The sequence below is a fragment of the Flavobacterium facile genome (genome assembly GCF_036321945.1).
GTDB classification, from domain to species: domain Bacteria; phylum Bacteroidota; class Bacteroidia; order Flavobacteriales; family Flavobacteriaceae; genus Flavobacterium; species Flavobacterium facile.
In genome coordinates, this window is record NZ_JAZAYT010000035.1 from 1 (window position 1) to 23,922 (window position 23,922).

The 23,922-nt window shown below is 31.8% G+C and carries 20 protein-coding genes; 8 read left to right on the forward strand and 12 right to left on the reverse strand.

Going from position 1 to position 23,922, the window contains the following annotated elements; translation table 11 throughout:
• The 3 genes from UEQ13_RS12640 to UEQ13_RS12650 form a co-directional block, all read left to right on the forward strand.
• A partial coding sequence (locus UEQ13_RS12640; RefSeq protein WP_329806694.1) for a T9SS type A sorting domain-containing protein occupies positions 1–618 on the forward strand: 618 nt, incomplete at its 5' end.
• A 142-nt stretch (positions 619–760) separates the two neighbouring features.
• The gene (locus UEQ13_RS12645) at positions 761–1,777 is read left to right on the forward strand and encodes a type I restriction enzyme HsdR N-terminal domain-containing protein (RefSeq protein WP_329806695.1); all 1,017 of its coding nucleotides are present in this window, start codon (positions 761–763) and stop codon (positions 1,775–1,777) included.
• Between the two features lie 73 nt (positions 1,778–1,850).
• Entirely contained in the window at positions 1,851–3,116 is a 1,266-nt protein-coding gene (locus UEQ13_RS12650; RefSeq protein ID WP_329806696.1) for a TCR/Tet family MFS transporter, read from the forward strand.
• Here UEQ13_RS12650 and UEQ13_RS12655 read toward each other — a convergent pair.
• The 3 genes from UEQ13_RS12655 to UEQ13_RS12665 form a co-directional block, all read right to left on the reverse strand.
• On the reverse strand, positions 3,079–3,516 hold the full coding sequence (locus UEQ13_RS12655) for a retropepsin-like aspartic protease (protein ID WP_329806697.1): 438 nt from the start codon (positions 3,514–3,516) through the stop codon (positions 3,079–3,081). The genes UEQ13_RS12650 and UEQ13_RS12655 overlap by 38 nt on opposite strands.
• Before the next feature lie 89 nt (positions 3,517–3,605).
• A complete protein-coding gene (locus UEQ13_RS12660; protein WP_329806698.1) occupies positions 3,606–5,147 on the reverse strand; it encodes a glycine--tRNA ligase in 1,542 nt (513 codons plus the stop codon).
• A 46-nt stretch (positions 5,148–5,193) separates the two neighbouring features.
• Positions 5,194–6,009 (reverse strand): hypothetical protein, encoded by an 816-nt coding sequence (locus UEQ13_RS12665; RefSeq protein WP_329806699.1) that lies wholly within the window; start codon positions 6,007–6,009, stop codon positions 5,194–5,196.
• A gap of 41 nt (positions 6,010–6,050) precedes the next feature.
• Between UEQ13_RS12665 and UEQ13_RS12670 the strand changes: the two genes are divergently transcribed.
• Together UEQ13_RS12670 and UEQ13_RS12675 are read left to right on the forward strand one after the other, a co-directional pair.
• Complete coding sequence (locus UEQ13_RS12670; RefSeq protein WP_329806700.1) at positions 6,051–6,755, forward strand: ComF family protein; 705 nt, start codon at positions 6,051–6,053, stop codon at positions 6,753–6,755.
• A 70-nt stretch (positions 6,756–6,825) separates the two neighbouring features.
• Entirely contained in the window at positions 6,826–8,424 is a 1,599-nt protein-coding gene (locus UEQ13_RS12675; protein ID WP_329806701.1) for an Ig-like domain-containing protein, read from the forward strand.
• 8 nt (positions 8,425–8,432) lie between these two features.
• On the opposite strand, the gene UEQ13_RS12680 is transcribed toward UEQ13_RS12675, so the two are convergent.
• The 8 genes from UEQ13_RS12680 to UEQ13_RS12715 form a co-directional block, all read right to left on the reverse strand.
• A complete protein-coding gene (locus UEQ13_RS12680; RefSeq protein WP_329806702.1) occupies positions 8,433–9,197 on the reverse strand; it encodes a nitrilase family protein in 765 nt (254 codons plus the stop codon).
• A 69-nt stretch (positions 9,198–9,266) separates the two neighbouring features.
• Positions 9,267–9,827, reverse strand: coding sequence for a hypothetical protein (locus UEQ13_RS12685; RefSeq protein WP_329806703.1), 561 nt, complete (start codon positions 9,825–9,827; stop codon positions 9,267–9,269).
• Positions 9,828–9,829: 2 nt separating this feature from the next.
• Positions 9,830–10,591, reverse strand: coding sequence for a succinate dehydrogenase/fumarate reductase iron-sulfur subunit (locus UEQ13_RS12690; RefSeq protein WP_329806704.1), 762 nt, complete (start codon positions 10,589–10,591; stop codon positions 9,830–9,832).
• Between the two features lie 6 nt (positions 10,592–10,597).
• Positions 10,598–12,607 (reverse strand): fumarate reductase/succinate dehydrogenase flavoprotein subunit, encoded by a 2,010-nt coding sequence (locus tag UEQ13_RS12695; RefSeq protein WP_329806705.1) that lies wholly within the window; start codon positions 12,605–12,607, stop codon positions 10,598–10,600.
• Between the two features lie 6 nt (positions 12,608–12,613).
• On the reverse strand, positions 12,614–13,516 hold the full coding sequence (locus tag UEQ13_RS12700) for a succinate dehydrogenase cytochrome b subunit (RefSeq protein ID WP_329806706.1): 903 nt from the start codon (positions 13,514–13,516) through the stop codon (positions 12,614–12,616).
• 138 nt (positions 13,517–13,654) lie between these two features.
• Positions 13,655–14,533, reverse strand: coding sequence for a hypothetical protein (locus UEQ13_RS12705; RefSeq protein ID WP_329806707.1), 879 nt, complete (start codon positions 14,531–14,533; stop codon positions 13,655–13,657).
• Positions 14,530–17,139 (reverse strand): WD40/YVTN/BNR-like repeat-containing protein, encoded by a 2,610-nt coding sequence (locus UEQ13_RS12710; protein ID WP_329806708.1) that lies wholly within the window; start codon positions 17,137–17,139, stop codon positions 14,530–14,532. Before UEQ13_RS12710 ends, UEQ13_RS12705 begins: the two co-directional genes overlap by 4 nt.
• 1 nt (position 17,140) lies before the next feature.
• Positions 17,141–17,992 carry a ChaN family lipoprotein gene (locus tag UEQ13_RS12715; RefSeq protein ID WP_329806709.1) on the reverse strand — a complete coding sequence of 284 codons (852 nt, stop codon included), beginning with the start codon at positions 17,990–17,992 and terminating at the stop codon, positions 17,141–17,143.
• Between the two features lie 102 nt (positions 17,993–18,094).
• On the opposite strand from UEQ13_RS12715, the gene UEQ13_RS12720 reads away from it, so the two are divergent.
• The 3 genes from UEQ13_RS12720 (at position 18,095) to UEQ13_RS12730 (ending at position 20,976) form a co-directional block, all read left to right on the forward strand.
• Positions 18,095–18,622: a Crp/Fnr family transcriptional regulator gene (locus UEQ13_RS12720; RefSeq protein ID WP_329806710.1), complete on the forward strand. Its 528-nt coding sequence runs from the start codon at positions 18,095–18,097 to the stop codon at positions 18,620–18,622.
• Positions 18,623–18,687: 65 nt separating this feature from the next.
• Entirely contained in the window at positions 18,688–19,980 is a 1,293-nt protein-coding gene (locus UEQ13_RS12725) for an aminopeptidase P family protein (RefSeq protein WP_329806711.1), read from the forward strand.
• Between the two features lie 213 nt (positions 19,981–20,193).
• Positions 20,194–20,976: an alpha/beta fold hydrolase gene (locus UEQ13_RS12730; RefSeq protein ID WP_329806712.1), complete on the forward strand. Its 783-nt coding sequence runs from the start codon at positions 20,194–20,196 to the stop codon at positions 20,974–20,976.
• Positions 20,977–21,081: 105 nt separating this feature from the next.
• On the opposite strand, the gene UEQ13_RS12735 is transcribed toward UEQ13_RS12730, so the two are convergent.
• Positions 21,082–23,874 (reverse strand): PD-(D/E)XK nuclease family protein, encoded by a 2,793-nt coding sequence (locus UEQ13_RS12735; protein ID WP_329806713.1) that lies wholly within the window; start codon positions 23,872–23,874, stop codon positions 21,082–21,084.
• Positions 23,875–23,922 lie beyond the last annotated feature (48 nt).

Below are 23,922 nucleotides of genomic sequence, written 5' to 3' on the forward strand. Positions count from 1 at the left end.
TATTATTTTTGGGTAAAATCAATTTGTGGTAACACACAAACCAATTGGATTCCGGGAGGTTCATTTACAACCTATTCAGCTACAGGTTGTAACGCACCAACACAATTATATTACGATGGTTTAACGTCGACAACTAATAATATTGCATGGGTAGCAACAACGCCTGCACCAAGCAATGGTTACGTATATTGTTACAGCACCATCAATGATCCATTTTCTACTGGAGCTATCACTGGAACTACTTCAGATACCTTTGCTGTGTTAAGTAATTTGTCGCCTAACACTACTTATTATTTTTGGGTAAAATCAATTTGTGGAAACACACAAACCAATTCGGTTTCGGGAGGTTCATTTACTACGCAAGTACTTACAGTTGAATCTTTTTCATTGGATAAAGTAAAATTATATCCCAACCCTGTGAAAACTATTTTTACTATTTCATTGGATAAAGAAATTACAACTGTTTCTATATACAATTTATTAGGACAAGAAGTTTTATCAAAATCTGTTAATGGTAACGAAACCTCAGTAGATGTTAATGATTTAACTACAGGAACTTATTTTGTAAAAGTGACTTCTAATAATGAAGTAAAAACATTGAAAGTTATTAAACAATAATTTTTAAAAATATATTCAAATCCCAAATTCAAAAGAGTTTGGGATTTTTTTGTTTAATTAAATTTTAATTTCGATTTGATAATACCTCAAATTGAAAGAATTTTCTATCTTTAACAATAATCCAACTTAATTACTTTCAAATATGCCGATAAATAAACAAATCGCTAACGTCATTAAAAAATCACTTGCTAAAATTGATTTCAGTAAACTGGAAGAAAAATGTACTAATGAAGCACAAACAAGACAATATCTTATTGAGCCAATTATTGAAATTTTAGGATATAGCAGAATGGACGACATGCTAACTGAAATCAATGCAGGTTGGGGACAAAAAAATGACAAAGCTGATATTGGATTATTAATTAGAGGTAAAAATCCTGAAATAATTGTTGAATGTAAAAAATATGCTAAAACTCTAACTGATAAAGAAGCTTGGCAACTAAATGGCTATTTCATTAATACTCCAAGTTGTAAGTTGGGAATATTAACAAACGGTTTGGAATGGAGAGTTTATAGTGCCAATGAAGCAAATAAAGAAACTAGTTTAAATGTAAATCCGTTTTTAGTTTTTGACTTCAATGAAATAAATGACACTTTGATTGATAATTTATCGAAAATACATAAAAACAATATTGACATAAAAGAATTGTTAGAAGAAGCAACTGATTTCTATTTCTTACAAGGTTTTTCAGCAGCTTTTGCTAATGAATTATATGATCCTTCTGATGATTTTATCAAAGCTATTTTCAATAGAATGAATGGCAAAAGAATGACTGACCCAGTGAAATTAAAAATACGAGAACAAATTAATTCTTCTTCTATTCAAAAAGCTCTTAAGAAAGTAATTGAGGAAGAATCTAAAAATGGAAGTTTAATTATCACTACGGCTGAAGAATTAAAAATATATCATACAATTAAGACAATTCTAATTCATAGAAAAGAAATTGATGCTGATAGAATTTCTTATAGAGATCAAAAAAACAGTTTCAATATTTTAGTTGATGATAATAATAAAAAGATTATTTGTAAAATCCTTAGTTCAAGAAATAATTATTGCCTTGAAATTAATGGAATCAAACATGATGTCAAAGGAATAGAAAGCGTTGTTGCGATGAAAAAACAACTTTTAGACGCAGCAATGGTTTATTTTCAAAAATAAGTATTGATTAAATAATATTCTTACAAATCCCAAATTCAAAAGAGTTTGGGATTTTTTTTGTTACTTTGTTTTTATGAAAAAGAAAGAGAAAAAAGCAGCTATCGGATTTATATTTTTAACCTTAGTGATTGACATTACAGGTTGGGGAATTATCATTCCAGTTATTCCGAAATTGATTCAAGAATTAATAAATGGTGATTTAAGTGATGCTTCAAAAATTGGCGGTTGGTTGTTATTTGCGTATGCTTTTACACAATTTTTATTGTCGCCACTAATTGGAAATTTGAGTGACAAATACGGTCGCCGACCAATTATTTTATTTTCGCTTTTAGGATTTTCATTGGATTATTTGTTTTTAGCCTTCGCTCCTACAATTACTTTTTTATTTATTGGAAGAATTATTGCTGGAATCACTGGCGCAAGTATCACAACTGCTACAGCCTATATTGCCGATATTAGCACGCCAGAAAACCGAGCAAAAAACTTCGGAATGATTGGAGCTGCTTTCGGAATTGGGTTTATTATCGGACCAGTAATTGGTGGTTTGTTAGGACAATTTGGCGCTAGAGTTCCGTTTTATGCGGCAGCAGCTTTGTGTTTCATTAACTTCTTATACGGTTATTTTGTATTACCAGAATCACTTCCAAAAGAAAACAGAAGAGATTTAGATTGGAGCAAAACCAACCCTATTCGTGCCATCATGAACTTAAAAAAATATCCAAAAATTTTCGGTTTATTTATATCGATTATGTTAGTTTATATTGGTTCGCATGCCGTTCATAGCAATTGGAGTTACTTTACGATGTACCAATTCAAATGGGATGAAAAAATGGTCGGAATTTCATTGGGAATTATTGGGTTGTTAGTCGGGATTGTACAAGGTGGCTTAATCAGATGGATCAATCCGAAAATCGGAAACGAAAAAAGTATCATTTACGGATTGGTTTTATACACTTTAGGGATGTTTTTATTCGCCATCGCTACAGAAAGTTGGATGATGTTTACGTTCTTAATTCCGTATTGTTTAGGAGGAATTTCGGGTCCGGCTTTACAATCTGTAATTACCGAAAATGTTCCTGCTAACGAACAAGGAGAAATCCAAGGAACTCTAACGAGTTTGATGAGTGTGACTTCTATTATTGGTCCGCCCTTAATGTCGAATGTCTTTTATAATTTCACTAATAAAAATGCAGCTGTACATTTTCCTGGCGCACCTTTTGTTTTGGGAGGAATATTGATGTTATTTAGTGCGATTATTGCTTTTTATTCGTTTAAAAAACAACGACTAATTGCTACGGCAGCTATTGCAAATACAAATACAGATTTGGATAATCAATAATCGCCTTACCTTTTAGTAAAACATCTGCTCCAATAATTCCATCGACTGGTTTTATTTTTTGTTGTGATAAGGCTTCGTTGACGTGAGATAAATCGAAAAGTATAAACGTAGAGGGCAATTGTTTCCAAGAACCAATTTGGAGATAATTGCCTTTTGATATTTTAGCATGCATAGTTGTAGAACTTGCGCTGGCCGCAAAACTTTCATAATCTCTAACTTCCAATCTGTATTTTTCAATACTTTCTAAACCAATACAAGTATTAGAAGCACCCGTATCTAAAATAAAATTTCCAGCAACACCATTCACTTTAACTTTAATTAGTAAATGTTGTGTTTTTAAAAACTTAAATTTAATTCCTTTGTATTTTTGTGCTTTTAAAAACGCGGGTAATTCTTTCATAATACAATTTTTATATCTTCAAATATAGCGAAAACAAAAACGCCAAACTCATTTGAATTTGGCGTTTTTAATTTTATATGAAAATGATTTTACATTTTCATTAACCAGTTTCTAACTGAAACTTCTTTTTCAATAATATTTTTCAAATCGACGATTGCTACACGTTCTTGTAACATCGTGTCTCTATGACGAATAGTAACCGTTTTGTCTTCTACTGTTTGATGATCTACTGTAATACAAAATGGCGTTCCTAATGCATCTTGTCTTCTGTAACGGCGACCCACGGCATCTTTTTCATCGTAAGCTACGTTGAAATCCCATTTTAATTCTTCCATGATTTCTTTCGCAATTTCTGGTAAACCGTCTTTTTTAACTAAAGGTAAAATAGCTGCTTTTGTTGGCGCTAAAACCGAAGGCAAACGTAAAACTGTTCTTATTGAACCGTCTTCCAATGTTTCTTCTTGTAATGATTTTGAGAAAACTGCTAAAAACATTCTGTCTAAACCAACAGAAGTTTCAACAACATAAGGTACGTAGTTTTTATTTTCTTCAGTATCAAAATATTGTAATTTTCTACCTGAGAATTGTTCGTGTGCTTTTAAATCGAAATCAGTACGCGAGTGAATTCCTTCTAATTCTTTAAATCCGAATGGGAAATTAAATTCGATATCAGCTGCAGCATTAGCGTAATGAGCTAATTTTTCATGATCGTGGAAACGGTAATTTTCCGCTCCTAATCCTAATGAATTATGCCATTTTAAACGCGTTTCTTTCCAGTAATGATACCATTTCATTTCTTCACCTGGTTTCACGAAAAACTGCATTTCCATTTGTTCAAATTCACGCATACGGAAAATAAATTGCCTTGCTACAATCTCATTTCTGAAGGCTTTACCCGTTTGAGCTATTCCAAAAGGAATTTTCATACGGCCTGTTTTTTGAACATTTAAAAAGTTTACGAAAATACCTTGAGCCGTTTCTGGTCGTAAATACAAATCCATCGCCGTATCAGCAGAAGCGCCTAATTTAGTTCCGAACATCAAGTTGAATTGACGTACTTCGGTCCAATTACGAGAACCTGAATCTGGACAAGCGATTTCTAATTCTTCAATTAAAAGTTTCACATCGTCTAAATCACCAGCATCTAAACTTTTAGCCATTCTAGCTAAAATTTCGTTCTTTTTAGAAAGGTATTCTACAACTCTAGGATTGGTTGTAATAAATTCTTGTTCGTTAAAAGCATCACCAAAACGAGCTTTTGCTTTTTCGATTTCTTTTTGTGCTTTGATGTTTAATTTTTCGGCATAATCCTCAATTAAAACATCAGCACGATATCTTTTTTTAGAATCTTTGTTGTCAATTAATGGATCATTAAAAGCATCCACGTGACCAGAAGCTTTCCAAGTGGTTGGATGCATTAATATTGCGGCGTCTAAACCTACAATATTTTCATGCATTTGCACCATGGATTTCCACCAATATTCTCTAATGTTCTTTTTTAGTTCAACACCGTTTTGTGCGTAGTCATATACTGCACTTAAACCATCGTATATTTCGCTAGAAGGGAAAATAAATCCGTATTCTTTTGCGTGCGAAACTACATTCTTAAATAAATCTTCTTGTTTTGCCATACTGCAAAAGTAAAAATAGCAACGGAATTAAAAAAGGAATTTCTAATTAATTATAATTGAAAATAGTAGAACCGATTTTTGTCGTACCAGAATATAAATTTACAATATAACGACCTTTAAAAGTTTTGTTCTTTTCCAAATCTACATAACTACAAACATCAGTAATTTGTTGCTTGTAATCAAATTTTGCTAATTTACTGTATTTCAGAGTTATATTGTTTTTTTCAAACACTAAACCTTCTACAGAAACAATATTATTTTTAGGATTAATTACTTGCACAAAAAGTTCTTTTTCTCCTTGAGTAATCAACTCATTTTTATCAATTGTAAAGCAAACTCTAATTTGTTCAATCGTTTTAACTTTACTTGAAGTAACGTTTTCAGTTAAAAATTTCACCCCTTTAACCTGTAAATTTGTGATATCGAATTTTGAACTATTTGTTAAGTTATTTTGTATTATTATAGATTTCTTTTCTTTAGGTTTAGCTAACGATTTTATTTTTTCAATCTCTTGCAATCTCACTTGTAAGAAATTTATGGAATCTTTTATGGTTTGAATTTGTTTATTTAACTCAGATAAATTTTTATAATCTGTTGTCGTTTTTACAATTTTTTGATTTTCATTTTTATCATTTAAACTAGTAAAATTTACCTCATAATTATCATAAACCATTGAAATTGAATCATATTTATCAATAATTTCTGATAATTGATTTTGAGTTAATAAACTTTCTTGCTTTAGATTTTCTTGTAATTCTTTTGAAGATTTATTATCTTTATAGCTTTTGAAGAGCACAATCAATAAAAAAACTGACAGTGCTAATATGATAAATTTATGAGTGTTACTTCTGTTAGAGGACATACTTTAATTATTTTTACTAAATATAAAATTATTGTTTTAATATGTTAAAAATTATCGACGAAATACGAAAAAATCTGTTAAATGTTCTTTTTCCTGTTTTTTGCAATGGTTGCACAACATTATTATTGAAAAATGAAAATGTTATATGTGTCAAATGTAATCACAATTTGCCTTTTACACATCACCATAAGGTTAAGGAAACAGAAATTGAAAAAGTTTTTTATGGGATAATCCCATTTGAGTTTGGAGCTTCGGTTTTATATTTCTCAAAAAAAGGAATTACACAAAATCTTATTCACAATCTAAAATATAGAAACAGACAAGAAATAGGAACCTATTTAGGTGATTTATACGCTAAAGAATTAATAAACAATGAAACCATCAAAAATGTCGATTTCATTATTCCAGTTCCGCTGCACAAAAAGAGATTACATAAAAGAGGCTACAACCAAGTAACAACTTTTTGCAAAGCTATTGAAAAAAACCTAACAATTCCAATACTTGACGATGTTTTAGTGAAAACACAACACGTAAAATCTGTAACCGATAAATCAAAAGAAAATCGATTAAGACATAACAAAAATGTGTTTACTATTGAAAATCAAGAAAAAATTGAAGGCAAACACATCCTAATTATAGACGATGTTTTTACAACTGGCGCCACAATTGAAGCTTGTGCAAATCAAATTTTAAAAATTAAAAACACCAAAATTAGCATTCTTACTATGGCCTATTCGCAATCATAAATTTTATTTAAATATTATGATGGAAGTGAATATAATTGTTACTTTGCCAAACTAAATTCCGACATTATTAATGAAAAAATTCATCTTCCTATTTACTATAATTTCTGCATTATTTATAAGTTGCGCTAAAAGAGGAGCTATAACCGGTGGTCCTAAAGATTCTATAGCACCAGTTATTGTAAAAAGTAATCCTAAAAATTATCAAACTAATTTTACTGGAAAAACTATAAAAATTGATTTTAGCGAATATATAAAGATTAAAGACATCAACAAACAATTGATTATTTCTCCACCGATGGAAAAAACACCAACCATTGTTCCACAAGGAAGCGCGAGTAAATTTATTTCGATAACATTAAATGAAGATTTAAAACCCAACACCACATATAGTTTCAATTTCGGACAAAGTATTACAGATTATAACGAAGGGATTCCGTATTCTCAATTTAAATATGTATTTTCAACAGGTTCTTTTGTAGATTCTTTAACAGTTTCAGGAAACTTAAAAGATGCTTTTGACAACAAAACTGATGATTTTGTAACAGTTATGCTATATGATGCGGCAAACTTTAATGATAGTTTAGTTTACAAAAACAAACCCGTTTATATTACCAATACTTTAGAAAAAAATACCACTTTTAAAATTGAAAACATCAAAGAAGGCGAGTATTATTTAGTGGCTTTAAAAGACAAAAACAACAACTACAATTACCAATCAAAATCAGAAAAAATTGCCTTTAAAAAAGAAAAAATAAAAATCCCGTCTGACAGTGTTTATTCGCTAAATTTATTTGCTGAAAAAAGTGAAATTAAAACCTATAGACCCACTTTGGAAAGCAACAATAAGTTGTTTTTAGGTTATGAAGGCGAGGTAAAAAATGTGAAGATTTTCACAAAGAAAAACAATATTGAAACGCCTTTACGATTTTCAAAATATGAAAATAATAAATCAGATACGTTACAAGTCTTTATTCCAAATGATGTGAAAGATTCCTTAAATGTAATTGTAAAATCAGACAATTATATTAAAAATTATTCCGTGAAATTGAAAAAATTAAAAGAAGCGGATTCTTTAAAAGTGTCTCTTTTTATTAATAAGAAATTTAGCTTTAATGAAAAACTAACATTAGCAACAACAACTCCAATTAAAAAAATAAATTCAGAAAAAATATTTTTAAGAAAGAAAGATTCCACTTTAGTTTCTTTCACCACAGAAATTGATGATTTTGAACAGTTAATTTCATTCGATTTTAAGCAAGAAGAAAATGAAAAATACACTATAGAGTTATTACCTGGTGCGATTGAAGACGATTATAACACCAAAACAGATAGTTTGAAATTTGATTTCACAAAAGGTGCAATTAGCGATTTCGGAAACTTAAAATTACGATTAAAAAATGTAAAGAAGTTTCCATATGTACTTCAAATTTTAAATAATTCTGGAGATATTATTGCCGAAAAATATTGCACGAAAGAGACAGAAATGTATTTTGAAGCCATACAACCCAGCACATACCAAGTAAGAATGTTTTATGATGAAAACAAGAATAAAATTTGGGATTCCGGTAACTTCAAAAACAAGCTTCAACCTGAAGAAATGATTTATTTCCCTGCATTAATTGATGTAAGAGCGAATTGGGATGTGGATCAGGAATTGGAGTTGAATTGATTTAGGCATTAAGCAAAATAAAACTCATCTTTATCATTTAAAAAATTTAGTTTATTTCTAGTTTCGAGCATTTTGTCTTTATCTAAATTGGCCATAAAAACATCTTCGTTTTCTGTTGGTTCAATGATAGAATTTCCTAATTCGTCAATAATTTGCGAATGTCCGATGTATTCATAATTATTATTATCTGTTCCAATTCGGTTCACACCGATAACATAAGATAAATTCTCAACCGCGCGTGCTTTTAGTAAAACATCCCAAGCATTGGTTCTAATTTTTGGCCAACTTGCTACATAAACAAGCAAATCATAACCTTCTGTATTTCTTGAAAAAACAGGAAAACGTAAATCATAACAAACTTGCAAGCAAATTTTCCAATTGTTATAATTCACAATTACTTTTTCCGTTCCTGAAGTGTAAATTTTATCTTCACCAGCCAAAGTAAACAAGTGTTTTTTATCGTAATGTTGTATGTCTCCATTTGGAAAAACAAACACCATTCGGTTATAATAGCTTTTATTTTCTGCGATTACTAAGCTTCCCGTAATGGCGCAATTTTTTGATTTTGCCATTTCTTTTAACCACGAAATAGTTTCTCCATTCATGGATTCGGCTATTAAGCTTGGGTTCATTGTAAATCCAGAAGTAAACATTTCTGGAAGAATTATCAAATCAATTTCTTCATTTATAGATTTAATTTTTCCTTCTAAAATATTTCTGTTTGCTGATGGATATTCCCAAACGATATCCGTTTGAATAAGTACTGTTTTCATGAGTTAAAAATATAAAAAAAAACGCATTCAAAATTGAATGCGTTCTTTAAGAATAATCATTATTTTTTATTAAGGAAGTACGTAAGCAAAAGTACCAACAAGTTCATGAGTAATTGTAGTTAAATCAACTCCGTTATTTGTTGTGAAATTAAAATTACCTTTTAATAATCTGGTAGTAGTATCAAAACTAGTAATTTTAATAAAACCGCTTATTGTATTTACATTTTCCGTTGGGAGAACTCCAGAAACATCAAAATCTGCATAAAAATCTCCAGAATTAAAGGTTGAAGAAAAATTATGAATTCCAACAGACAAATTGTTTTTAGGAATTGCTAAGTAAATATTATATATTTTATTACCAATTCTATTAGTTGTAAAACCATTATTTAAATTTCTATAACCATTTAAAAGAAAATAGGCTGAACCTCCAAATGAAGACCCTCCAGAATTTTCAGCTAAATTTCCACCAATTTGTGGTGGAGTATCGTAAAATAAACCATCAATACTTGTTGACATGGCAACAGCTTCTTCAGGTATGTTTTGACTATCGTTTAATGAAGTTTCGTTTGTACTACATGATACAATAAAAAAAGTCAATAAGACGATGAACGAATTAAATATTTTTTTCATAATTATACTAAACTTGCTTTTAAATATTCTCTATTCATACGAGCGATGTTTTCTAAAGAAATTCCTTTTGGACATTCTACTTCACACGCTCCTGTATTGGTACAATTTCCGAATCCTTCTTCATCCATCTGACGTACCATATTTAAAACTCTGTCTGCTGCTTCAATTTTACCTTGAGGTAACAAAGCATATTGAGATACTTTTGCTCCAACGAATAACATGGCTGAACCATTTTTACAAGTAGCTACACAAGCACCGCAACCAATACAAGCCGCAGCTTCAAAAGCTTTGTCTGCATCAGATTTGTTAATTGGTGTTGCATTAGCATCAATTGTGTTTCCAGAAGTATTTACAGATACGAATCCACCCGCTTGTTGAATTCTATCAAAAGCACTTCTATCTACAACTAAATCTTTTACTACAGGAAACGCTTTACTTCTCCATGGCTCAATAAAGATAGTTTCTCCATCTTTAAATTTACGCATGTGTAATTGACACGTTGTTGTACCAGTATCTGGACCATGTGCACGACCATTAATGTATAACGAACACATTCCACAAATACCTTCACGACAGTCGTGATCAAAAGCCACTGGTTCATTTTGTGTATTTACTAATTGCTCATTCAATTGGTCTAACATTTCTAAGAAAGAACTGTCAGTAGAAACATTATCTAATTTATAAGTTTCCATTTTACCTTTAGCACTAGCATTTTTTTGACGCCAGATTTTAAGGTTGATATTTATATTTTTTTTAGCACTCATGATATCTTATTTATAGTTTCTAGCTGCAATTTTGATAAACTCATATTTCAATTCTTCTTTATGAAGTACTGATTGACTTGCATCACTTCCGTTATATTCCCAAGCAGCAACATAAGCGAAGTTTTCATCATCACGAAGCGTTTCTCCTTCAGCATCTTGATATTCTTCACGGAAATGTCCACCACAAGATTCTTTACGTAATAAAGCATCTTTTGCCATTAATTGTCCCAATTCGATAAAATCAGCCACACGAAGTGCTTTTTCTAATTCTTGGTTAAATTCGTTAGCAGCACCTGGAACTTTTGCATCAGCATAAAAATCTTCTCTTAATTGTCCGATTTCTGCAATTGCTTCTGTTAATCCTTTTTCATTTCTAGCCATTCCGACTTTATTCCACATAATTAAACCTAATTTTTTATGGAAATAGTCAACAGATTTTGTTCCGTTGTTATTGATTAATTGCTCAATTGATTGACGAACTGCATTTTCAGCATCCACAAATTCCGGAGTATCCGTAGAAATTTTACCTGTTCTAATTTCGTCTGCTAAATAGTTAGAAACCGTGTAAGGCAATACGAAATAACCATCCGCCAAACCTTGCATTAAAGCCGAAGCTCCTAAACGGTTAGCACCATGATCAGAGAAGTTAGCTTCACCAGCTACGAAACAACCAGGAATAGATGACATTAAGTTATAATCAACCCAAACTCCACCCATTGTGTAATGGACGGCTGGATAAATTTTCATAGGCGTTTCATATGGATTTTCATCTGTAATTTTTTCATACATCGTGAAAAGGTTACCATATTTAGACTCTACCCATTTTTTACCTAATTCTTGAACTTTTTTATCAGAAGGATTGTGGTCACCTTGTGTGTAAGCCGCTTGTTTTCCTTTTGTTATAATTTCTGAAGCGAAATCTAAATAAACTCCTTCATTAGTATCATTCGCTTCAATTCCATGACCTTCGTCACAACGCTCTTTAGCTGCGCGAGAAGCCACATCACGAGGTACTAAGTTACCAAAAGCAGGATATCTTCTTTCTAAATAATAATCTCTATCTTCTTCTGCAATTTGAGTTGGTTTTAATTTACCAGCTCTAATTGCTTCAGCATCTTCTTTTTTAGCAGGAACCCAAATACGACCAGAATTACGTAATGATTCTGACATCAACGTTAATTTTGATTGATTGGTTCCATGAACTGGAATACAAGTTGGGTGAATCTGCACATAACAAGGATTAGCAAAATGCGCTCCTTTTTTGTGAATTTTCCAAGACGCTGTAACGTTACTTCCCATTGCATTAGTTGATAAGAAATAAACATTTCCATATCCACCAGTTGCAACAATCACAGCATGAGCAGAATGACGCTCTAACTCACCAGTGATTAAATTACGAGCAATAATTCCACGTGCTTTTCCGTCTACTTTAACAATGTCAAGCATTTCGTGACGGTTGTACATTTTTACATTTCCTAAACCAATTTGTCTAGATAATGCAGAGTACGCTCCTAATAATAATTGTTGACCTGTTTGTCCGGCTGCATAAAAAGTACGTTGTACTTGTGTTCCACCAAACGAACGGTTATCTAATAATCCACCGTAATCTCTAGCAAAAGGAACCCCTTGCGCTACACATTGGTCGATAATATTTGAAGAAACTTCAGCTAAACGGTGAACGTTTGCTTCACGCGCACGGTAGTCACCACCTTTAATAGTATCATAAAATAATCTGTAGGTACTATCTCCATCATTTTGATAGTTTTTAGCTGCATTTATACCTCCTTGAGCAGCAATTGAGTGCGCTCTACGTGGAGAATCTTGAAAGCAGAATGCTTTTACGTTGTAACCCATTTCTCCAAGTGAAGCGGCTGCCGAAGCACCTGCTAAACCAGTTCCCACGACAATTACATCGATTTTTGGTCTATTATTTGGAGCAACTAATTTAAGATTGTTCTTATGGTTGGTCCATTTTTCTGAAATATGACCTTGAGGAATTTTAGAATCTAATGCCATATGTTTTTATTTTGAAAAAAAGTGAATGTAAATTGGAATTATCGCAAATAGTGTAGCAACAACTACTGAAAATGCTTTTCCGAAAAATTTAATTGCTGGTGTAAATTTACCATTAACTCCTAAAGATTGAAAAGCACTTTGAAAACCATGCCATAAATGGAAACCTAAAACTATCATTGAAAAAACATAAAACAAAGTAAAAAACAAGCCTTCTTTAGGAATTACATTAAACAACTTCCCTTTACTTTTGAAAAAAGAAACGGTTAGTTTATGTAAATCTTTATATCCTTCAAACAATACTTCATTATTCTTATTATTGATAATTTTATGTCCATCAATGTGAATTTGACTACCTGGTTGTTTATTCAACATTGTATTATCAAAAATTGGGCTTTGAACAGGAACACTAACTTGAGGTGATTCCGGAGTCGCAATTAACATATATTGTTTAGCCCCAGTATTTTGATCTACAACTTCTTTTACGAACAAAGGCATTGTAGTTCCAAACTTCATTTTAGCCCAAAAATTAATCATGTGAGTAGCAATGAAAATAAGAATCATTGTTCCTAATACCGCCATGTTTCTTGAAGCCGAACTACTGTTTTTTGAAGGATTATTCATCGCATAAGCAACAGGGCGTGCTTTTTTGTTTTGAATTGCTAAATAAATTCCATCAATTGCGTGAAATAAAATAGACAGGTAAGTTACATAAGATAGTAATTTTACTGCTGGATTAGTTGTCATGAAATAAGCATACTTGTTAAATTGAAGTGCTCCATCATAACCCGACATAAACAATTGAAGATTTCCAATTAAATGCCCTACTAAAAACAAGCATAAAAACAATCCCGTAAGAGCCATCCAATATTTTTTTGCAATAGATGACTTTAAAAATGCTGATTTTGCCATAATTATAGTTAAAGTTAATTTGAGTTTGAATATTGTAAGCAAAAATAAAGGTTATAAGTAAGACTTACAACCTTTGAAAGATAATTTATAATGATTTTAAATGAGTTTAACTTTTGTTGAATATCAACCCGTTAGACGTTAGTTTAAAATTGTATAACTAGGAATTAATCCTCTTAAACCCATATCTATTACATTTTCTCCGGCAGAAGGCTCAAATTTTCCGTCAGCATTGACCTCTTGCCACTCAAAACTATTGTTGATTGAAAGCGACAATTGCACTGCTACATTTTTAGTTTCATTACCAGTAACTACAAAAGTATTGGCGAATTTTCCCGTAACTAAACACGATCCAGAAGGAATTGGTGATGTGGCATTAATTGGATTAGGAACAGTGGTTGCACCAGCAGCAGTTTGTCCAAAAGTTGCATACCCAACAGATGGGATCGCGAACGCCCAATAACCTTGTAATTTATCATCATTAACCACAAATGGAGTTCCAGCAACACTATGTGTAGTAATGTAATTGTTATATCCTACAAAACTTGCTAAAGTCCCAACATAATCTGAACCACTTGCTCTAACATTGATGTTATAGTTTTGATACGACAAGGAAACGCGAACATATTCATAACTTCCTGCCGGAAGATTTTTTAAAGGAATTGATAAAAATGCTTCACCTTCCCCTACAATTTTAGCTTGACTAAAATCTATTGCATTAGCACCACCTAAAGCAGTTGATGGTCCTGTGTATAAAATAGCGCCTTGCCCAACTTGCGTTAATGCATTTGGAGTAAATTCTAAATAATGCGCACTGATGCCATTAAAAATTGGCGATTGCGCTGCATTTCCAGCCGAAACCGTTGCCGGTTGCCCGATATTATTTAATCTTATTTGCGTAGGATCAAATTTAAATTTTATGATTAATTGTGGTTCTTCTGCAATTACTTGGTCATCTTCATCCGTACATGATGTCCCAATAAACGTTAATGCTAGTAGTGCTAAAATTTTTATCTTCATTTTTTTTCTTTTATGAGTAACGTTTGGGTTTCTTTTCTACCGTTAGCGTCTAATTCAATCGTGTAATTTCCAACAGGTAAATACTGTTTTTTATTTTCAGCTTGACTGATTTTTATTTTCGAATCTTTCTTCTCAATGGCTGTTTTTGTTTTTTCATCGATACTTAAATCGTAATCCATTTTCAATATTCCTTTTTCGGCTTTAGCCTGACGATTAAAAACGACTATCCCCTCTTTGTTTTTTATCGTAATTGAAACATTTGAATTGTCCTTTAAATAATACCAAATGACAACATTCGGATTGTTTTCCGTTCCCCAAGCATACGATGTATTTCCCCAGTTTTTAGAAAAATAAATATCTTCTACTTTAAATAACGCAATCCCTTTTGCATTTATTGTTTCGTTAATTTGTTGCATATTAGCAACATTCACTTTATACAAAGAGCGACCATGCGTAGCAACGATTAAATCTTTTTCTCTTGGTTGAATGACTAAGTCATGAACCGCAACATTCGGAATCTCAGATGAAAAATCTTGCCAAGTTGTGCCTTTATCCATCGAAATAAACAAACCATTATCGGTTCCTAAATATAAAATATTTTCGTTTTCTGAATCTTCTAAAATTACATTGGCTGCATTTTGGCTAAAATTTTCTGTTAACAATTTCCAATTCGAACCTAAATCTTCAGAAACATAAGCATAAGTTGTAAAAATATCATTTCTGTATCCGTTTAACGTGATGTAAATTCTTTCTTTTTTAAAGTTCGAAAAGCGCACACGAGACACCCACAAACCTTGAGGTAAATTAGTTGAAATTTTCGCCCAAGTTGAACCATTATCTCTTGTTACATGAATATTACCATCATCAGTACCAACAACCAATTGTCCGAATTTAAACTTACTTTCAGCTATTGAAGTTATTGTTCCGAAAGGCACATTTCCGTCTACTTTTCCATTCGTTAAATCGGAAGAAATTTTTTCCCAATCTTTTCCTTGATTCATAGAACGGAAAACGTATTGTCCTCCAAAATAAATAATATCTTGATTGTGTGACGATAACAAAATAGGTGTTTGCCAATTGAATCGGTAAGGTGCTTCTTTTTTATCGGCTCTTGGCGTGATGTAGTCTCTTTTTCCTGATTTTCTATCAATTTTAATATAACTTCCAAATTGAGATCCAGTATAAACCAAGTCATTTGTTCTGGTATCAATTTGAACTTGCATGCCATCGCCACCACTTAAAAATTCGTACGGATATTTTCCGTCTTGCAACCAATCTACATTATGTTCGTAAGTATTTGGTCCAGCCCAAACGCCGTTATCTTGCAAGCCACCATACACTTCATACACTTCTTTATCATCCACATTAACTGTATAAAATTGTCCAACCGCTTGATTGTTGCATTTTACCCAGTGTTTTCCATTATCATAAGTAATATTTACTCCACCATCGTTTCCATTAATGACATGATTTGGATTTTTCGGATTCACCCAACAAACGTGATGATCTGAATGTACATTATCTTTACTTAATGATTTAAAGGATTTTCCGCCATCATTTGAAAAAATTATTGGAACTGCTGAAATGTACAATCTATTTTCATTCGATTCGTCAACAGTGATGTCGGCAAAGTAATATCCATAAGAATAAAAAGCATCATCAATAAATTTTTCATGTGTTTTCTTCCATGTTTTTCCGCCATCAATTGTTTTATAAATTTCTGCACCAATCACTTCCGTATCAAACAAATTTGTATTGGCATCCGTTGATTTTTCGCTTTTTGCATTTGGACGTAAATTTTGATTATCCACAATCGCGTACGCAATATTTTCGTTAAACGATGTCAACCCAATTCTTCCCATTCCACTATTACTTGGAAAACCAGAATTCGAATCAATTTTTGTCCAAGTTGTTCCTGCATCTTCACTTTTATAAATTCCAGACCCGATTCCATTTCCTTTGAAATTATAGGCTTTACGTTCGCGTTCCCAAGCTGCCGCAAACATAATTCTCGGGTTATTGGGTGCAAAACTAATATCTATAATTCCTGTTTCATCATTAATGAATAAGGTTTTTGTCCAGGTTTTTCCACCATTCGTAGTTTTAAAAACGCCACGTTCTTCATTTTTCGAATACAAATGACCTAAAACTCCGACTACAATTTCATTGTTATCATTCGGGTTTATCCAAATTTTAGAAATATGATGACTGTCTGGCAATCCAATATTGGTCCATGTTTTTCCTTTGTCTGTTGATTTCAAAACGCCAATTCCAGCATAGGAAGAACGCGAAGAATTCACTTCACCTGTTCCAACTAAAATTAATCCTGATTTCCAATCGACTGCCACACAACCGATATTCTGAGTTGGTGCATTATCCATTATCGATTCGAAACTCGTACCATTATTATCTGTATGCCACAATCCGCCAGTCGCATAAGCGGCATAAAATTCGGTTGGATTATTTGTGTTTACGGCTAAATCTACCACACGACCACTCATAATGGTTGGTCCGATGTTTTGAAATTTTACTGCTTGAAAATCGTTTTGTTGTGCAAATCCAAAAAGACAGGATAAGAATAAAACTGAGAATGCTATTTTTTTCATATTAATGTGTTTTTGTGACATCTTTATCTACCACAATTATTATATCGGCTTTGTTTTGATTTTCTTTTTCAAAACGAATAATATCTTCTTGTTCCACTGTTGCAATCGTGACAATTTTTACTTTTGGAACATATTTTTTCAAATACCAATTTATACCTTCAAAATTATCTGAATGATACGTGCCGTTATAATGTATAAATATAGTTTCGGGTTTTAAATTTTTGCTGATAAAGTAAGCCATTGTTGCATCTTTAGCGGCTTGTGCTTTTGGTAAATTTTCATTTGAATGTCCGTCACCCATATCTAACATGGCTTTATATCCTGGCAATTCAGCATCGTAAGCAATTGGAAGTGGCGCAATCCACGATTTTTGTTCTGTTGACAAACAATCTAAAGCTTGAAAACCATTCTTATATACTAAACTGGCAAATTTTCTAGGTATATTTGTAGCGATGAAATTAAATTTTTTCTCTTTAGCGAATTCTACTAAGGGTTTATAATCTGTACGATAATTTTTCCATAAACGCGCCGTAGTATCTAACTGTTTTTGATTGATTTTTCCAGATAAATAATCGTTTAATTCGTCTTGATTATCCGCTTCAAACATTTCGGCACCTAAAACCAAATTCTTTTTTTGAGCTAAATCTTTGGTTAGTTCTAATTGCAACCAATGAATGATCGAATTGTCATGCATTTCGCCAAACAAAACTACATCACTTTTGCTAGTTAGCGATAGCATTTTACTATAACTCATTTCTTGACCCACTCGATCGTAAATTTTATAAGGTGCTTTTTCTTGGGCCAATACAACACCATAAAAGAAAGTCGTAACTATTAAAACTATTTTTTTCATAACTGATAAAAATTGAAACTGATTTTCTTCAAAATTAAAAGAATAATTGGATACCTATTCATTTGAAAGTTATTATTTTTGAATTTATAACATCAAAATCACATGAATAGTACTTTATTTGAAGAATTTAAATCGTTTTTTACACCTTTAACTTTAAAGAAAAATGAGTTTTTGGTGAAAGAAAATGAAGTTTGTAAATACTTTTGTTTCATTGAAGAAGGTATTTTGCAACACGCTTTATTGGTAGATGATGAAGAAAAAACCACTTATTTAGCTTTAAAAAATTCCTTTACTTCTTCGTTAAAAAGTTTTTTGTTAGATGTGCCTTCTCGAAAATTTGTAAAAGCGATTCATGAATGTAAATTGTGGGTGATTGATCAAGATTCTTTTCAGAAATTATTGAAAGAAAACAAAACGTTTCATGATTTTTATTACACGTTAATTGAAAAACAAATTTGTTTAATAGACGATTATCGCATCGATTTATTGACGTTAACTCCAGAAGAACGCTATAAAAAACTATTAGAAAACGAACCGAAATTATTAAACGAAGTCCCACTACATTATTTGTCATCTTTCTTAGGAATTTCTTCTCGGCACATGAGCAGAATTCGAAAAAATATAAAATAACGCCATTTGGCTACTATTATTTATTTCGTATTACTTAATTTTGATAAAATTTAAAATTAGTTAAAATGAAATATTTACCAATTAACCGAGAACTTTTTATTAAGAATCGTAAAAACTTTATGGCGAAAATGAAGCCAAACGGAGTTGCTGTTTTTAATTCGAATGATATTTATCCTGTTTCTGCAGATAGTACCTTACCATTTGCACAACACAGAGATATTTTCTTTTTATCTGGTGTAGACCAAGAAGAAAGTATTTTATTATTATTTCCGGATGCACCTTATGAGCATTTGAAAGAAATATTATTTTTAAAAGAAACCAACGAACATATTGCAATTTGGGAAGGTGAAAAACTAACTAAAGAACGCGCTTTTGAAGTTGCCGGAATCAAATCGGTATATTGGTTACAAGATTTTCATAAAGTATTAAAAGAAGTGATGATGTACGCCGACACGATGTACATTAACACGAACGAACATTACAGAGCTTCGGTAGAAACAGAAACGCGTGAAGACCGTTTTATCAAATGGTGGAAAAACGAATATCCTGCGCATAAAGTCGAAAAATCGAATCCAATTTTACAGCGTTTACGTTCTGTTAAAGATCAAATTGAGTTAGATTTAATTCAAAATGCCTGTAATATTACAGAAAAAGGAGTGCGAAGATTATTAAACTTCGTAAAACCTGGTGTAACAGAATATGAAATCGAAGCAGAATTAGCACACGAATTTTTACGCAACCGTTCTAAAGGATTTGCGTATACACCAATTATCGCTTCGGGAAATAATGCAAATGTGTTACACTATATTGAAAACAACCAAGTTTGTCATGCGGGCGATTTAATTTTGTTAGATGTTGGTGCAGAATACGCGAATTACTCATCAGATTTAACACGTATGATTCCAGTTTCTGGACGTTTTACAGACAGACAAAAAGCAGTTTACAATGCGGTTTTAAATGTAAAAAACGAAGCGACAAAAATGTTGTTACCCGGAACATTATGGAAACAATATCATGTAGAAGTTGGCAAAGTAATGACTTCAGAATTATTAGGTTTAGGTTTAATTACTAAAGCTGATGTGCAGAATGAAAATCCGGATTGGCCAGCATATAAAAAATATTTCATGCACGGAACGTCGCACCATTTAGGTTTAGACACGCACGATTATGGTTTATTACACGAGCCAATGCAAGCCAACATGGTTTTCACTGTAGAACCAGGAATTTATATCCCAGCAGAAGGTTTTGGTATTCGTTTAGAAGACGATGTAGTGATTCAACCTAATGGAGAACCTTTCAACTTAATGAAAAACATTCCAATTGAAGCAGATGAAATTGAATCGATAATGAATAGCTAAACTTTAAATTTGTTTCAGGTTTCAAGTTTCAGGTTAAACGGTTTGCGAAAGTGAGCCGTTTTTTTTTTGGAACACAGATTGGAGAAATTATATTAATTTTTAAAATTTCTTAAATCTGTGTTTAAAAAACTAAACGGAAAAACTTTGCGAACTTTGCGAAAATCATTGCGCACTTTGCGGTTAAATCTTACTTTTGTCCATCATTACAATTTTATGTACAAACACACCCATTACAAAAACACGAAAATTTCTTATACCGATGCTGGAAAAGGCACTGCGGTAGTTTTGTTGCACGGTTTTTTGGAAAATAGTACGATGTGGAACTATTTGGCGCCGGTTTTAGCTCAAAAAAATCGTGTGATTTGTATTGATTTATTGGGTCATGGGCAAACCGATTGTTTGGGATATGTCCACACAATGGAAGATATGGCAGATGCCGTTCACCAAGTTTTATCGGAATTAAAAATTAGAAAAGCGGTTTTTGTTGGGCATTCAATGGGTGGTTATGTGGCGTTGGCTTTTGCTGAATTGTATCCAGAATTCATGAAAGGTTTGGTATTGTTAAATTCCACTTCTCGTGCGGATAGCGATGAACGAATTGCGAATAGAACACGCGCCATCAAAGCGGTAAAACAAAATTATGTTGCGGCTGTTCGAATGAGTATTGCGAATTTATTTTCAGAAGAAAACCGAGAAAAACTAATAGAACAAATTGAATGGGTAAGAGATGAAGCTTTACAAACACCTTTGCAAGGAATCATCGCCGCTCAAGAAGGCATGAAATTAAGAAAAGACCGTGAAGTTTTGTTGCATTTTGCACCTTATCCCATCATGCTAATTTTAGGAAAAAAAGATCCTGTTTTAATTTACGAAGAGAATTTAGAACAAATTGAAGGCACCAATGTCAAACTAGTAACTTTCAACGACGGACATATGAGTCACCTCGAAAATCAAGCCGAATTGGAAAAAGTTTTAGTTGGGTTTTTGAAGGGTTAACCGCAAGGAACGCCAAGATTTCGCAAGGAGCGCAAAAAAAAATACAATTTAACTTTAAAAAACTTTGCGAACTTCGCGATTCACTTTGCGTCTTTGCGGTAAAAACTATAAAACTTCTTTAAAAGAAATGACTGGATTCAAAATTTCTTCAACTAAAATCACCAATTCTTCCTTGAAATTATTCAAAAATACAGGTGTAATAAACGTTTCATTAATCGCGTTTTTTCCACTTCCGATTTTAAAAGTAAAAGGTAAAAATCCGCCTTTCATATTTTTAAATGAAAAAATTCCAACTTCTACATTATAGTTTCTTTTCAGTTCATTTTTCTGAAACATTAAAGCATAACACAACAATTGAATGATTTTATCATTGGCTAAATCCAAAGTCAACCCTTCAAAAGTGTTAATTTTTAATTTGTTCGCTTGTACTTTTCCAGTTTTATAATCAATGATTCGGATGGTGTTATTTCGCAATTCGATTCTATCTACTTTTCCAGCTATTCGGATTGGAAATGGTAAATTTTGATGAACAATTTCAGCTGAATGTTCCTTTTCTAATGACAAAATAAACAGCTCATCACCACTTTCAATATTCTGCTTTTCTTGAAGTAAGAAGTTATAAATATTACGTTTCGCGACTTCAAAAGCAATCAGGTTTTTCCCTTTTTTGATTTCACCTTCTTTGTAAACTTCTACAAATTTTTCTAAGGTAAACACTTCAATATTCTGAATCATCACATCAATATCTGACGTTTTAATTTGCGTATTTGTGCCTTCAAAAGGTTGATACATTTTTTCTAAAACCTCATGAATAATAGTTCCTAACGTATTCGCCGCCACATTTTCTTCCACTTCTTCATTTTCACGAACACCTAAAATTCGTTGGTAATAAAACTGAATCGGATTTCGTAAATAATTGGTCAACGCCGATGGTGAAAACCCTTTTATTGTGGCGATTTCTTTCAATCTATCCAGAATGGGTTGCGTTTTTAAAATCTCCATCGGTTGATAAATCGTATCCGGTTTTATCGCATTATAGAACACTTTTTTGAAGTTGTGATTCGGTAAATGTTCAATCTCCAATTGGGTGATGAAACGGCTTTTTTCACCCGCGTCAATTCCTTCCGAATGCGTGTTGTACAATAAGTAAATATTTTTCGCGCGTTGCAACAAACGGTAAAAGTGATAGGTAAAAATGGCATCACGTTCTTTATACGTTGGCAATCCTTTTTCCAATTTTACATCATGTGGAATAAATGAATTATTCGATTTTCCACCAGGTAATTTTCCTTCGTTAAGAGAAGTAATAATCACATTTTCAAAATCTAAAACACGACTTTCCAAAATTCCCATAATTTGTAAACCTTGTAACGGTTCCCCTTCAAAAGAAACTTGTGCTTGATCGATAACTTGCTTATAAATAGAAAAAAGGATTTCTAAATTTTCAATATTATTATAAGTTTCGTAGTAATTCGTAATTTTTATAACGATGTTATAAATCGAAAATACAAATGCTTTCGTAACTTTATCTTGCTCGTTTTGATTACTTAAATGTTCCTTTATGTAAATTAGAATCGCTTTTAATTTTTCTAGAATTTCTTCTACAGAAGTATTCCAATCAAAAAATAAAAGAGAAACCAATTTGTTTTCTTGCAAGTTATATTTCGAAAATAAATCTGCTAATCGGTTACTTGTAATGAAAGTTAAATTCGAATTCTTAATAATTTTAACCACTTCATTCGCATTCACACTTGAAACCACTAAAGGATTATTTAGGATTTCTAACACTTCTTTATAATAGAAAACACTTTGCTTTTTGTTTCTATTTTGTGCGTTTAAATGTAAATTGAATAACTTGTAAATTAGTATTTGCGCTGGATTATTTTTACTTGGATAACCCATGGTGATGTTTAAATTTTCCACCTCAACCGGTAAAGAATTCAACAATGGAATTAAGATATTTTCTTCACTTAACACCACAGCCGTGTTTTGCAAAGAAGGATTTTCTAATGCAATTTTTTCAATAATTTTTCCAGCAATTTTAGCTTGTCCGATAGATTTTGGTGTTCCAATTACTTCGATATTTTTTTCATTGGAAAACTCATTCATGATCCAGTTGAAAGGATTAGTTTCAAAGTGTTTCCACGAATTTTTAATTCTTCGTAAAAACAAACCCGCATCGTGAAATTCGTCTCTTAAGAAAACCGCATCGATATCCCAAAAAACGGTAGCTTTTTTATTTTCTAGTAAATATTTGATGATAGTTTCTTCAGCATTATTAAGCGCATTAAAACCTGCAAAAACAAAGTGTTTACTTTCTAAGTTTTTTGAGAATTCATTAATATTCTCAGCTGATTTTCTGTATAATAAACCTTGATAACCTACTTTTTTATTTAAAAGATGTTGCGTAAATTTTTCATAGTATAATGGCAATAATTTCCAGAACTCTAAATGATTTTCAACCAATTTGGTTTGGTTGTTAATATTTGGTGTCCAATGTTTGATACGTTCAATATCTAACAAATAGGAAAATAGTTCATTTTGATTGACTAAGTAGCGGTCAATTTCATTAAAATCTTGCATCAGTGTTATGGCCCAACCCGAAAATTTTTCAAAATCTTGTTGTTTGGATTGCTCTGTAATATCTAAATAGACGATATAAAACTCAAATAAAAGTTCAATATTATCTAAAGCTCTTAGTTGTGCAACATCTTCAATTAGAGTTTCAATACTAATTATTTGTGGTGCTAAAAAGGTATCTGTAGATTGTTTTTTTAATTCTTCAATTAAAAAAAGTTTTGCTCTTTTATTGGGCAAAACGATGTTTGTGTTATATAATGAAGTTGAATTATTGCTTAATAATTCTTTTGCCAGTTTAGATAAAAAAGATACATCCATGGCAATAAAGATAAAAAAAAGGCCTCAATAAATTGAGACCTTTTTTAA